Source organism: Cytobacillus sp. Bva_UNVM-123 (assembly GCF_046351715.2).
In the GTDB taxonomy this organism is placed as follows: Bacteria; Bacillota; Bacilli; order Bacillales; family Cytobacillaceae; genus Cytobacillus.
Genome location: NZ_CM177772.1, coordinates 3,389,714 through 3,403,430 on the forward strand (window position 1 = coordinate 3,389,714; position 13,717 = coordinate 3,403,430).

The 13,717-nt window shown below is 36.4% G+C and carries 12 protein-coding genes; 1 reads left to right on the plus strand and 11 read right to left on the minus strand.

From position 1 onward, the window contains the following. The first annotated feature begins 104 nt into the window (after positions 1-104). A complete protein-coding gene (locus KDN24_RS17420; protein WP_409972292.1) occupies positions 105-1,046 on the plus strand; it encodes a 4-hydroxy-3-methylbut-2-enyl diphosphate reductase in 942 nt (313 codons plus the stop codon). 258 nt (positions 1,047-1,304) lie between these two features. Here KDN24_RS17420 and KDN24_RS17425 read toward each other — a convergent pair whose 3' ends face one another. The 11 genes from KDN24_RS17425 to glyS all read right to left on the minus strand — a co-directional run bounded on the left by KDN24_RS17425 (position 1,305) and on the right by glyS (position 13,717). Then, positions 1,305-2,420, minus strand: a complete 1,116-nt coding sequence (locus tag KDN24_RS17425) for a Nif3-like dinuclear metal center hexameric protein (protein ID WP_491348097.1) — start codon at positions 2,418-2,420, stop codon at positions 1,305-1,307. Continuing rightward, entirely contained in the window at positions 2,417-3,124 is a 708-nt protein-coding gene (locus tag KDN24_RS17430; RefSeq protein WP_409972290.1) for a tRNA (adenine(22)-N(1))-methyltransferase, read from the minus strand. The genes KDN24_RS17425 and KDN24_RS17430 overlap by 4 nt, the downstream gene beginning before the upstream one ends. 135 nt (positions 3,125-3,259) lie before the next feature. After that, the gene (gene cccA / locus KDN24_RS17435) at positions 3,260-3,616 is read right to left on the minus strand and encodes a cytochrome c550 (RefSeq protein WP_409972289.1); all 357 of its coding nucleotides are present in this window, start codon (positions 3,614-3,616) and stop codon (positions 3,260-3,262) included. A gap of 210 nt (positions 3,617-3,826) precedes the next feature. Beyond that, the gene (locus tag KDN24_RS17440; RefSeq protein WP_409972288.1) at positions 3,827-4,969 is read right to left on the minus strand and encodes an acyl-CoA dehydrogenase; all 1,143 of its coding nucleotides are present in this window, start codon (positions 4,967-4,969) and stop codon (positions 3,827-3,829) included. Between the two features lie 178 nt (positions 4,970-5,147). After that, a complete protein-coding gene (locus KDN24_RS17445) occupies positions 5,148-5,675 on the minus strand; it encodes a hypothetical protein (protein ID WP_409972287.1) in 528 nt (175 codons plus the stop codon). A gap of 128 nt (positions 5,676-5,803) precedes the next feature. After that, positions 5,804-6,928, minus strand: a complete 1,125-nt coding sequence (rpoD, locus tag KDN24_RS17450) for an RNA polymerase sigma factor RpoD (RefSeq protein WP_409972286.1) — start codon at positions 6,926-6,928, stop codon at positions 5,804-5,806. Between the two features lie 48 nt (positions 6,929-6,976). Further along, a complete protein-coding gene (dnaG, locus tag KDN24_RS17455; protein ID WP_409972285.1) occupies positions 6,977-8,788 on the minus strand; it encodes a DNA primase in 1,812 nt (603 codons plus the stop codon). 44 nt (positions 8,789-8,832) lie between these two features. Next, complete coding sequence (locus tag KDN24_RS17460; RefSeq protein WP_409972284.1) at positions 8,833-9,273, minus strand: YaiI/YqxD family protein; 441 nt, start codon at positions 9,271-9,273, stop codon at positions 8,833-8,835. A gap of 672 nt (positions 9,274-9,945) precedes the next feature. Beyond that, the gene (locus KDN24_RS17465) at positions 9,946-10,764 is read right to left on the minus strand and encodes a pyruvate, water dikinase regulatory protein (RefSeq protein ID WP_409972283.1); all 819 of its coding nucleotides are present in this window, start codon (positions 10,762-10,764) and stop codon (positions 9,946-9,948) included. 43 nt (positions 10,765-10,807) lie between these two features. Next, positions 10,808-11,434, minus strand: coding sequence for a transcriptional regulator CcpN (gene ccpN / locus KDN24_RS17470; RefSeq protein WP_525931248.1), 627 nt, complete (start codon positions 11,432-11,434; stop codon positions 10,808-10,810). 210 nt (positions 11,435-11,644) lie between these two features. Beyond that, positions 11,645-13,717, minus strand: coding sequence for a glycine--tRNA ligase subunit beta (gene glyS, locus KDN24_RS17475; RefSeq protein WP_409972282.1), 2,073 nt, complete (start codon positions 13,715-13,717; stop codon positions 11,645-11,647).

Sequence of the window (13,717 nt, forward strand, 5' to 3'; positions counted from 1 at the left end):
TTAGTATGATTCTCATTAGAAGTCTTATATAATAGAATGGAACATGAATATAAACATCATGTAATATTAAACAGAATTCCTAACAGTATAGGGGGTTTTCATAGATGGAGATTATCAAAATATCACCGCGCGGTTATTGCTATGGGGTCGTCGATGCCATGGTGATTGCTAGAAATGCAGCTTTGGACAAAACATTGCCACGACCTATCTATATTCTTGGTATGATCGTTCATAACAAGCATGTCACGGATGCGTTTGAAGAAGAAGGAATTATTACACTTGATGGCAGCAACCGCAAGGAAATTCTTGAGAAAGTCGATAAAGGAACGGTCATCTTTACTGCGCACGGCATCTCGCCTGAGGTGAGAGAATTAGCTAAACAAAAAGGACTAATTACGATTGATGCTACATGTCCCGATGTTACAAGAACCCATGAATTAATTCGTGAAAAGGAAAAGGAAGGGTTCAAAATCATATATATTGGAAAAAAAGGCCACCCAGAGCCTGAAGGTGCGGTCGGGGTTGCCCCCCACGCTGTTCATCTCGTTGAAACTGTTGAAGATGTCGAAAATTTACAAATTACAAGTCCAAAAATAGTTGTTACAAATCAAACGACAATGAGTCAGTGGGATGTTAAGCATGTAATGGAAACCATTGCGAAAAAATATTCTCATGCTGAATTTCATAATGAAATTTGCAATGCTACTCAAGTCCGCCAAGAAGCTGTTGCCGGGCAAGCAGGCACGGCTGATGTGCTGATAGTCGTAGGCGACCCAAAAAGTAATAACTCAAATCGTCTAGCACAGGTTTCTGAAGAAATTGCACATACGAAAGCCTATCGGATTGCTGATATTACCGAACTTAATATAGATTGGATTAAGGACGCTTCCACAGTCGCCGTTACTGCCGGTGCCTCAACTCCTACTCCAATTACGAAGGAAGTTATCACATTTCTTGAGCAATTTAATCCGAATGATGAAAACACTTGGGTACGCGAAAAAAAGGTACCGTTAAATAAAATTTTGCCGAAAGTAAAAACGAAATAAAATAGCCCCTATAGAATGACATGGATAAGATGTCTCCTCTATAGGGGTTTTTATCTCATTCGGGGTCAGTCCAGTCCATACGTCGTTGAACAGTCGACTTCGCTTTTCTTTGTCTAGCTACGGCTCCTAACGACTAGTGAACTTCCCTCCCCCTCCTTACGATAAGTCAACATCAGCTCGTTTTCACTCGCTGTGTTTCCTTTATCTCATTCGGGGTCAGTCCAGTCCATACGTCGTTGAACAGTCGACTTCGCTTTTCTATATAAACTGAAATGGATCTGTGTTTAATTCTGATGGGAAAATGGCTACATCATATCCTTTTTCGTTGCACATTTTTGTTAATTGTTTTGCCACACCTTTTTTCATTACCTTCTCTACGTTATGTCCTGGATCAACAATGTTCAATCCTACACTCATAGCATCATGAGCAACATGGTAATACATGTCACCTGTTACATAAACATCGGCGCCTTTAAATTTAGCCGTTAAAAAATATTTATTGCCATCACCACCAAGTACGGCTACCTTTTTAATTTTTGAATTTAAATCACCGACCACTCGCACATGATTAACATCAAATGCCATTTTGACATGGGCTGCAAATTCCTTTAACGTCATTTCCTTAATATCGCCAATTTTTCCAAGCCCTAATGTTTCCCCTTTATTTTCCAATGCGTAAATATCATAAGCAACTTCCTCATACGGATGAGCTTTAAGCATCGCCGTTAAAATCCGCTTCTCGAGATGAGCTGGATAAATGGTTTCTATTCTTTCTTCTTTTACAGTTTCAAGTTTCCCATGAGAGCCTATATGAGGACTTGTAAACTCATTCGGTAAAAACTGTCCAATTCCAGCTGAAGAGAAAGTACAATGACTATAATTGCCGATAGATCCAGCCCCAGCTTCACCAAGTGCTTTCTTCACATCATCCACATTTTCGAATGGAACATAAACGACCAGCTTTTTCAATTGAGTTTCATTTGTAGGGTATAATACTTCTGTATTTGAAAGGTCCAGCGCCTCTGCTAACATATCATTTACCCCGCCTTTTGCAATATCAAGATTTGTGTGGGCGGCATAAACTGCAATATCATGTTTAATTAGTTTTTCAATTAATCTTCCTGAAGGTGTATCGGTATGGATTGCTTTTAATGGGCGAAAAATAGGGGGATGGTGCGCAATAATGAGCTGTACATTTTTATCAATTGCCTCGTCCACAATACTTTCTAATACATCAAGCGCAATCATGACATTCTCTATTGGTCTATTCAATCTTCCAATTTGCAAACCAATTTTATCGTCCTCCATTGCAAGATTTTTCGGAGAAAACTGTTCAAACAACTGGATGATTTCATGACCGTTCACCTTTTTCATACGTTTAAAACCTCCTCAACGATTCTCAACTTTTCCATTAATTCTTTTCTTTTTCGATTATTTTCTTCTGTCTGTCCCGCATTTTCTAGCTGGACTAAAATACGTTGCCAGTTATTCCATTCTCTACGCCATTTCTTATTGAAAGCACTTGATTTTTCTTTAATTAAATAAGGACCGAGGAGCAATTCTTTTGACAAATCTTGATAGACAGTATTTGGGTTCCCTTTTTCTGCAACTAAAATTTCATAAATTTTTTCATCTTCTTCGAGAATATGTTCAGCAATTAATGCCCAGCCATTTTCAAGCAGCCATTCTCTGATCGAAATGGCACTAATATTTGGCTGCAAGATCAATCTCCTAGTCTCTGTAAGCTTTTCTTTCCCGGCTTCCAAAATGCTAGCGATTAGTGCCCCTCCCATTCCAGCTATCGTAATACAATCCACTTCCCCATTTTCGATAACTTCAAGTCCATTACCCTTCCTAACATCAATTTTCTCAGTAAGGCCTTCGATAACAACTTGACGCTTCGCTGATTCGTATGGACCATCTGCTACCTCTCCAGCGATTGCATAAGGAATGGAACCTATTTTAACTACATGGCATGGCAAATAAGCATGATCCGAGCCAATATCAGCTAATCTATACCCCTTTGGAATATAGCTAGCAACAGTATGAAGTCGTTTTGATAATTTTTCTGTATTCATAAAGCTCACCATTCTTTAACTTATCCGTTTTTGTATTACTAATTATTCTTTATGATGTTTTAGTCTACTAAAAGTTTAACGATCCAACTAGTTAAAAAAAGTCCTTTACATATGCAAAGGACTTTTTTATAACCATTATTTAAGATTAGCTAACCATTCAGCCATTGCATCTTCTTGACCAGGGATTAATCCTCCTGGCATACCACCAGTTGTTCCATTTATAAGGATATCTTTAATCTCATCTTGCGAGATTGGTAATCCCTTTAATGCTGGGCCAACCCCACCTTGATATTGATCACCATGACAGCCAATACAGCTCTTCTTGTAAATATCCTCTGGGTTAGTTGCTGCAGTCTCTTCTGTTTTTTCACCGCCGCCCTCTTTTTCAGCAGCAATTTCTTTCATATTGCCGAGACCAATAAAAGACATAACAAACATTAATCCGATACCTAATACAAATATTAATACGTACGGCATAATTGCATTTTTCATGTTTTAACCCCCCCTTATGTAAGAACTTCTCATATTTAGTAAGTATATATACAAACAATCTCTATTTTACTTCAAAATGCAGTTAAGGAAAAGCCCTAAAGCAAACTTTGTCACATCTATTTCACAAACTAGACAAAAACTCCACCATCTCAGATGGAGTTCATCTTTATTTCTAGGATTTAAGAAAAATCTCACCGATTACTTGGTAAATTAGCTACAGCCAATTTGCCTTGCAATGACCATTCGTTGAATTTCCGACGTACCCTCACCAATTTCAGTAAGCTTGCCATCTCTCATAAAGCGTTCTACATGATAATCCTTCATATACCCATATCCACCATGGATTTGAACAGCCTGGTCGGTTATTTCCATACAAATTTCTGAAGCGTAAAGTTTGCACATTGACGCTTCTTTCGAAAAAGATCTACCTTGATCTTTCAACCATGCTGCTTTATACACCATATTCCGTGCAAGTTCAATTTTCATTGCCATATCTGCTAGTTTAAACTGAATGGCTTGAAAATATGACAGAGAATGACCAAATTGTTTTCTTTCTTTCGCATATTGTAATGCTTTATCATAAGCTGCCTGGGCTATGCCAACAGCCATCGCACCAATCCCAATTCTTCCCCCATCCAAAGTAATTAAAAATTGCTTAAACCCTTCACCTTTTTTACCGAGCAAATGCTCAGTTGGTACGCGCACATCTTCCAGTACAAGCTCAGTTGTATTTGAAGCATTTAGCCCCATCTTCTCATAATTATCAATGATTGTAAAACCTTCGATATCAGTTGGTACAATGATCGCACTTATTTCTTTTTTTCCATTTTCTTCACCAGTTATAGCTGTTAGTGCCAAATGTTTCGCATAACTTGCATTCGTTATAAAGCATTTATTCCCGTTAATAACAAATTCTCCATTATCTTCAGTTGCCGTCGTTCTCGTTCCCCCTGCATCAGAGCCTGCCCCTGGTTCCGTCAAACCAAAAGCCCCCAAAGACTCTCCTGTACAAATCGGGACTAAATATTTGTTCTTCTGTTCTTCTGTTCCGAATAAATAAAGTGGAGCACCACCTAAAGAAATATGAGCTGAATAAGTAATGCCTGTCGAGCCACATGCACGGCTTAATTCCTCCGTAACAATTGCGAAGCTAATTGTATCTGCACCAGCACCACCATATTCCTCTGGAAAAGGAAGTCCCATTAAGCCGAGCTCAGACATTTTGTCAAATAATTCTTTTGGAAATTGTTTATTTCGATCTCTTTCTAATGCACCTGGGGCAACTTCTTCATTAGCAAACTCACGAATCGTACTTAGAATCATTTTCTGTTCAGATGTTAAATCAAAATTCATTATTTCCATCCCCTTTATAACAGTCATGCTTCAAAAGCTTTGGCAGGCTATTTTAATATGAAGATTAAAAATAACCTTCAAACTTGTGCCAAAACCAAACTTTTTGAATGCGTTTACATATATTATAAAAGGATAGAGTTAATTTTCACAACATTATAAATTTTTTAAAATATATTCGTTATATTAATATATAGATGACAAGAAGTACAATTCCTAATAATCCAGAGATAGTAAAAGATAAAAGTTTAAGTTTCCAACCAGTTAATAACCATACAAGACAGTTGAAAACTAAATTAGAATAAAGTATTGTTAAATTTCCTGGATAAAGTCTTGAAATAAATTCTACGGAAGTTAATAATAAAATTAGGGCTGAGGTAATTAATGGAATTTGCAAGAATAATCCTTTTTTAGAAAAGTAATAAGTAAAGATAATTCCTGCTAAAACAAAAATAATTGAAAAGGCCATTTGCAAATTAATAGGCAATTCAGTAAAATGGATTAAAAACATCGTAAATGGAATAAGAAGTAAAAAAAGATAGTAATTTTTCCAATAAGGAACTTTTCTATTTTTTTCTTTTATTTCATTCGGCTGGTTTCCTTCTGTGTATAATGCTAAAAGAAAATCACAATAATGCTCTGGAAGCATGCGGGTATTTTTCCAGTGAATGATTTCATTTATGATAATATTTTTTTTATTTTCATTCATTTTTGTACACGTCCGTTCTGGAAGTTTTCCAAAAAAAAAATAGTTTACTTCCATTGTAAGAAGTAAACTATTTTATGACAATCCTTTTTATTACAAATTGATTAGGTCTAAAGGACGGTTTCTCTTTCTTATTCTAAAAAATCTTTTAAACGTTTGCTTCTGCTTGGATGTCTTAATTTACGCAATGCCTTTGCTTCGATTTGGCGAATACGCTCTCTAGTAACACCAAAGACTTTACCGACTTCTTCTAACGTCCTAGTACGGCCATCATCAAGCCCAAAACGAAGACGAAGTACATTTTCTTCACGATCAGTTAAAGTGTCAAGAACATCCTCTAACTGTTCTTTCAGAAGTTCGTATGCGGCATGCTCGGAAGGTGATGTCGCATCTTGATCTTCTATAAAGTCACCTAAATGTGAATCATCTTCTTCACCGATAGGCGTTTCTAATGACACTGGCTCCTGTGCAATCTTTAAGATTTCTCTCACCTTTTCGGGTGTTAAATCCATATCCTCTGCAATTTCTTCAGGAGTTGGTTCACGGCCTAAATCTTGAAGTAGCTGTCTTTGAACACGAATTAGTTTGTTTATTGTTTCCACCATATGAACGGGAATACGAATCGTTCTTGCTTGGTCAGCAATTGCTCTAGTAATCGCTTGACGTATCCACCAAGTCGCATACGTACTAAACTTAAATCCTTTTCTGTAATCAAATTTTTCAACAGCTTTAATTAATCCCATATTTCCTTCTTGAATTAAATCAAGAAATAACATACCACGGCCAACATATCTTTTAGCTATACTAACGACTAAACGAAGATTGGCTTCAGCGAGGCGTCTTTTTGCTTCCTCATCTCCATCTTCAATTCGTTCAGCAAGCGCAATTTCTTCTTCAGCAGATAATAGATCTACACGGCCAATTTCCTTTAAATACATACGTACAGGATCGTTAATCTTCACTCCAGGTGGAACACTTAAATCATTTAAATCGAATTCTTCCTCACCTTTTGCAAGCTGTTTCTCATTTGGGTCCTCATCGTCATTATCACCGACAAGCTCGACCCCTTGATCACCAAGGGTTTCATAGAATTCATCCATTTGGTGAGAATCTAACTCAAAGTGAGATAATTTTTCCGCAATATCATCGTAAGCTAGAACACCTGTCTTTTTTCCTGCTTCAGTTAACTGCTCTTTCACTTGTTCTAGGGTCAATTCTGAATCAACTTCTTTTGAACGAGCTGATTTTTCAGCCATTTGTCCCCCTCCTTCCAAAGTCACAAACATCCTAACATTCACTACTATCTATAGAGACTTGCGTAATTGTTTAATTTCCTCAGCAATCATCGCTGCCTTTACAAAATTATTTTGCCTTTCGGCTTCCTTTAGGTCAGCTGTTTTTTCTTTTATCATTAACATTTTTTGATAATTAAACACCTGTTTCATGTAATCAGTTAATTCTTGTTCATCAATTTCATCATTTATTGCCATCATTTCAATATCGACTACCGTTCTTTTTAGCTTCTCATCATTTAAAAAATTAATAAATGAACTTGGGTTAGGTAAATGTCCATTTTCATAATACCCGAGTAAATAAGTAAAAATTGCCTGGTGTTCATCAATATTAAATGTATTTCCTTGCAATAAATGTTGCACTTTAAAAGCAAGCTCACTATTTCTTAACATATGAGCGATTAATCGTTTCTCTGCTGAAAAATAGGCTGGTTTTAACTGCTTATTTTGCATTGTTTGAGAAAGTTTACTTTTTAGAACAACATTCGCTTGCCCTTTATTCTTGCGCTTCTCATTAAAATATATTTGTTTTTGCTGTTCTTGAAGAGCGTCTAATGAGAGTGAAAATTCATTTGCTAATTGACGCAAATAATGATCTCTCTCAACAGCTTTATCAAGGCTGCTAATTTCTTTTAATACTTCTTCGATATAAAGAAGCCGATCTCCTTCATCATGAAGCCTTTTCCCTCTTCGATAATAAAGAAGCTTGAAAGCCATTAAGGTAATACTTCCATCAATGACTTCATTCCGAAATTTATCATGACCAAACTGCTTAATATATTCATCAGGATCCATTCCATCAGACATTAAGGCTACTCGAACATGACAGCCTATGTCATAAAGCATGTTTGCCGCACGGAATGCTGCTTCAATACCAGCACTATCTGAATCATAACAAATCGTGATAGACTGAACATTTCTTCTTAATGCTAATACATGGTCTTCTGTTAACGAAGTTCCCATCGTTGCTAAACCATTTTCAACACCTGCACGATCTGCAGCGATAACATCAGCAAACCCTTCAAAGAGAACGGCCTGTTGAAGCTTTTTAATCTGCGGTCTTGCTAGATGAAAATTATATAAAATTTTACTTTTATTAAAGATTGCAGTTTCCGGGCTATTTAAATATTTGGGCTCATCTTCCCCTAATGCCCTTCCTGAAAAAGCAATCGGATTTCCATTTCGGTCAAAAATCGGAAACATGATTCTGTTGCGAAAGCGATCAAAATAATTCCCATCTCTTTCACTTCTAATGATCAAACCAGCTTTTTCAATTATTTCTTGTGGAAATTTCCTCTTCATTAAAAACTTATACACAAAATCCCATGAATTAAGAGAATAGCCTATTTGAAATTTTACAATCGAATCCATTGTAAATCCCCTGTTTAACAAATACTCAAGTGCTTGCTGACCATCCTTTGTATTTACAAGTAGATGGTGGTAGAATTTACACAATAATTCGTGGGCCTCCATCATCTGTTGGATATCAGGAGGGACTGAATGATGGGTGGAAACAGAAGAGGCGGCAATTTCTAATGCAATATTGCCTTTCTCTGCTAATTTGACAGCTGCTTCTTGAAAGGAATATCCTTCTAGTTCCATTAAAAATGAAAAAGCATTTCCTCCTGCCCCACAACCAAAGCAATGATAAATTTGCTTATCTGGAGAAACAGAAAAAGACGGTGTATTTTCTCCATGGAAAGGGCATAATCCAAAATAGTTTCGTCCTTGCTTCTTTAATTGGACATAGTCGCTAATGACATCGACAATATCGACAGCTTGCCGAATTTCATTTACTTTCTCTTCTGCGATGCGCTCCGTCATAGGAACAACTCCAATATTTTTTCTAAATTAATATTCTCTAAAAACTAGTTATTTCCTTCAAAATTCGACAAAATTATAGAAAATTGATTGATAAACCTCGAACGATCCTCTTGGTTAAAAGGTTTAGGACCTTTAGCATATATCCCCCTTCTACGCGCCTTTGCAGAAATGTATCTCATATTAAGCGCCGTTTGAATTTCATTTTCTTGAAATAAAATCCCTCGAGGAGATAAAACTGAAACTCCTTTAAGCAAAAGTGTCGATGCTAATCCAATATCTTGTGTTACAACTACATCCCCCGCTTCAACATGATTCATAATATATAAGTCGACAGCTTCTTTACTCGAATCAACGAATATCCAAGCTGAATCACTTAAATCATTTTTCATGTGGGCATAGGAAGCAATAAACATAGCTTCAGCCATATATTTCTTACATATTTCGACAATTTCCTCCTTTACAGGACAAGAATCTGCATCTACCATGACAATTGGTCTGCCTAATGTTCTATAAATTCTACATCACTCCGCATATTCCTTCTTTCCACTAGCATTTTTTGCTTATGGAATTCGCAAGCAAAATTCAATTCATTATTTATAGAATTTTTTGTGCTCTTTCGTCTATGTCGAAATTTTTTTACGCTAGAACCTTGACTTCTCACAATAAATAGTTTATTCGTTCACTATGAACTCTAAACGTATTCTATAAACTTTTTTATCACAATTTTTTATTATAGTATAAAAGGTTAAGTATTTCTATTATTTAATCTTATATTTATGTGTATTTAAGTATTATTAAATATTTCTAAATATTCCGGAACATGCTTATTAACAAATTGGTACTGTTGAGCATGGCTGTTGATTTCCGCTCCAGGTTGCTCGCTTTCCGCGGGCAGTCCGGGAGCCTCCTCGGCGCTATCGCACCGGCGGGGTCTCCCTTGGCCCTTCCTCCCGCAGGAGTCTCGCACCTTCCGCTCCAATCAACAGGTGCGAAAATAACATTATCCTTTAACAGAGTCAACAAATTAGAAAAACTTAGCGTTCGCCAAATCCTTTTTCGCGAACGCCAAGCTTTTCTTATGAGATGTTATTATAGCACCTATAAACCTAAACTTATCTACTAACCAAGAAAAAAGGAGGCTGTCCAGTTGACAGCCCCTAATTTTTAGGGAAGCTTTGGCGGTAAAGATTCAATATGATGTTGGCTGTTTCTTCAACAGCTTTATTCGTTACATCGATAACTGGACATTTAATTCGATTCACAATCGTCTCGAAATAGACAATTTCCTCTTTGATCCGTTCAATATTCGCATAAATGGCATTATCATTCAATCCTAAAGAAATTAATCGTTCTCTTCGAATATGATTAAGTTTCTCTGGACTTATTTTTAAGCCAAAACACTTTTCAGGGGGAACGAGGAATAACTCTTCAGGGGGATCAACTTCAGGCACTACCGGAACGTTTGCTACCTTTAGTCTTTTATGTGCTAAATATTGTGATAAAGGAGTTTTAGATGTCCTTGAAACACCTACAAGCACAATATCCGCTTTTAAAATCCCTCGAGGATCACGGCCATCGTCATATTTAACAGCAAATTCGATCGCTTCAATTTTTTTAAAGTAATCCTCGTCAAGCTTTCTAACTAGACCAGGTTCAAAGAGTGGTGTTTTTCCGTAATGAAGCTGAACTTGATCCATTAAAGGGCCAATAATATCACAAGCATAAATACCTTCTTTTGCAGCCATTTCTTGCATATAAAGGCGCATATCGGGTTTGACAAGCGTATAAACTACCATTCCATTTTCTAATTTTGCGAGGGAAATTACTTCGTCAATATGTACTTTGTCTTCAACATATGGGAATCGCTTAATTGTTATTTCACTGCCATTGAATTGGCTTACAGCTGCTTTCGTAACAAGCTCAGCAGTTTCCCCAACAGAGTCAGATACAACATAGATGATTGGCTTATTATTCATCCTTCAACACCATCTCCTCTAATTTCTTTGCTTGCACTCTTCATTATTTATCCTCTGCAAGAGCCAAAAAGGCTTTTGTAAGGTTTGTTTTTGTAATTCTTCCTATTACTTCAAAACCTTTTTCAGTTTGTTTAACAATTGGCAACGCATCAATTTGTTTTTCAATCAGCTTTTTTGCAATGTCAATTAATAAATCATCTTTCTCACACATAGCAATATTTGGCATTCTCGTCATAATAATATTGACAGGGATCGCTGTTAACTCCTGTTTTCCAATACTCGCCCTTAATAAATCCTTCCGAGAAAGAACGCCTACTAATAATGATGATTGATCAACAACGAATAAAGTACCTACGTCTTCTAGAAACATCATAACAATCGCATCATAAACAGATACATTTTCGTTTACGACAACAGGTATCGATTGAAAATCCTTTACATAAAGCTTCTTTAAATTTTCAGTAAGCAGCTGATTACCAGATTTTCCGGTGTAGAAATAACCTACACGAGGCCTTGCATCCAAAAATCCAGCCATTGTTAATATGGCCAAATCCGGCCTTAATGTTGCCCTTGTTAAATTTAATTGCTCGGCAATATTTTCACCTGTAATCGGGCCATTTTCTTTAACAATCTCCAATATTTTTTCTTGCCGTTTATTCAACTCGATCATAATCACCACCTGACATAAAATGCGGAAACGCCTTGCTCAAGCATGAACAAACCTATCTAAAAGTTTTTCAGGCCCAGCTTTCATCTTTACGTCATTGCTAGCGCCTTATTAATAAACCTTATTATATACCATATCTTGAAAATGAAAAGAACAGTTTATAGATATTGAAAATGAGGAGAGCCAAAATTGACTCTCCGATAAAAAGCAATATTACTTCACAATAATTTCGTTCATATTGGCAAACTTCTTAATAATTTTTGCAAGATTAACCATTTGGCTCAATCTATTGTTGCGAATATTACGATCTTCTGCCATAACCATCGTATGATCAAAATACTGTTCAATTTCAGGCTTTAAAGAAACGAGTAGTGCAAATGTTTCTTCCGCGGAAATCTCTTCATCTAATTTCTTGCTAACGAGTATGAATTGATTATAGAGATTTTTTTCAAACTCATTTTCGAATAAATCAACATTTATTTCTGCCACATTTTCAGCTTTAGATGAAATATTAACAACTCTACTTAAAGCCTCAATACTTTCTTTAAATCCTTCACCATTCTTTTTCGCTTCAAGCACTTCAGCCCTTTTCACAAGAGCTGGAAGTGAACTTATTTCATTATCAAGAACTGCTTCGATTAAATCATATCTTATATGCTTCTCTTGTAGAATATGTTTCAATCTTTGTTTAAAGAATGACATTACTTCTTGCGTGATTTCTTTCTTGGCTTTCTTCAAAATATTCGCTTCTTCTAACAGATTTAAAGAAGTATTTACAACACCTTCTAAGGAAATGGAAAAATGTTTATTTAAAAGTGTTTGTACAATTCCTGTTGCTTGGCGTCTTAATGCATATGGATCTTGTGAGCCACTAGGAATAAGCCCAATCGCAAAAAACGAGACAATGGTGTCCATTTTTTCTGCGATTGCAAGGGCAGCTCCTGGATTACTGCTAGCTGTTTCATCATCAGCATTGCGCGGCATATAGTGCTCATTTATAGCCTTTGCAACACCTTCTTTTTCACCTTTTTGGAGCGCATATTTCTCTCCCATAAATCCTTGCAACTCAGGGAATTCATAGACCATATTAGAAACTAGATCAAATTTACAAATTTCCGCCGCACGCTCAGCAATCTCGCTTTCCTCCTCGCTTAAATGAAGTTCAGCGGTAATATTATTTGTCAGCTTTCTGACTCGCTCGACTTTTTCTGAAAGTGTTCCGATTTCCTCATGGTAAACAATAGACTTTAATTTCGCTAAAGAATCTTCAATGGCCGTTTTTTGATCTTCCTTATAAAAGAAAGCAGCATCAGAAAGTCTAGCTCTTAATACTTTTTCATTGCCTCTTGCCACCTTATCTAAATGTTCATGTCCACCATTTCGTACCGTGACAAAAAAAGGAAGTAGCTTTTCAGCTTTTGTTTTCACCGGAAAATAACGCTGATGTTCCTTCATTGAAGTAATAAGGACTTCTTCAGGAATGTCGAGAAACTCCTCTTCAAAGCGGCCAAACAAAGCTGTTGGATATTCAACAAGATTATTTACTTCTTCTAATAATTCCTCATCAATCGGAATTATCCAATTATTTTCTTCTTCGATCGCCTTTATTTGTGATAATATTGCATTCTTTCTATCTTCAGGATTCACAATAACATACTGGTTCAATAATGCCTTTTCATATTCTTTTGGCTCATTAATTGTCACTTTGCCACCTAGAAAACGATGACCTATTGTCCAATTACTAGTCTCAACTGAAGTAATGGAAAATGGAATAATCTCATTTCCAAATAAGGCTATGATCCACTTTATCGGTCGTATAAAACGGAGTTCTTTATCTGCCCAGCGCATGTTTTTTGGGAATGTCATGGCTGTGATAATTTGCTTTAGCTCATGTAGTAAAGTAACTGTTTCCTGACCTTTAATAAATTTTTTAACATGAGCATATTCAACTCCATTAATTTCCTTAAAAAAGATCTCATCAACTTGCGCACCTTGCCCACGGCAAAATCCAATTGCAGCCTTCGACCATTCACCTTTATCATCCATTGCAATTTTTTTTGCAGGACCCTTTGCTTCTTCATGAATATCCTCTTGTGCTTCGTTCACGCCTTCAACAAGCACAGCTAATCGACGTGGCGATGAATAAGCTTTTACTTCATCATAAGCAATTTTCTTTTCTGCTAACCATGATTGGACTTTCTCTGCTAGCTGATTCATGGAGTTCGTCACAAATCTCGCTGGAATTTCTTCTAATCCTATTTCTAAAAGGAGATCTCTTTTAGTCAT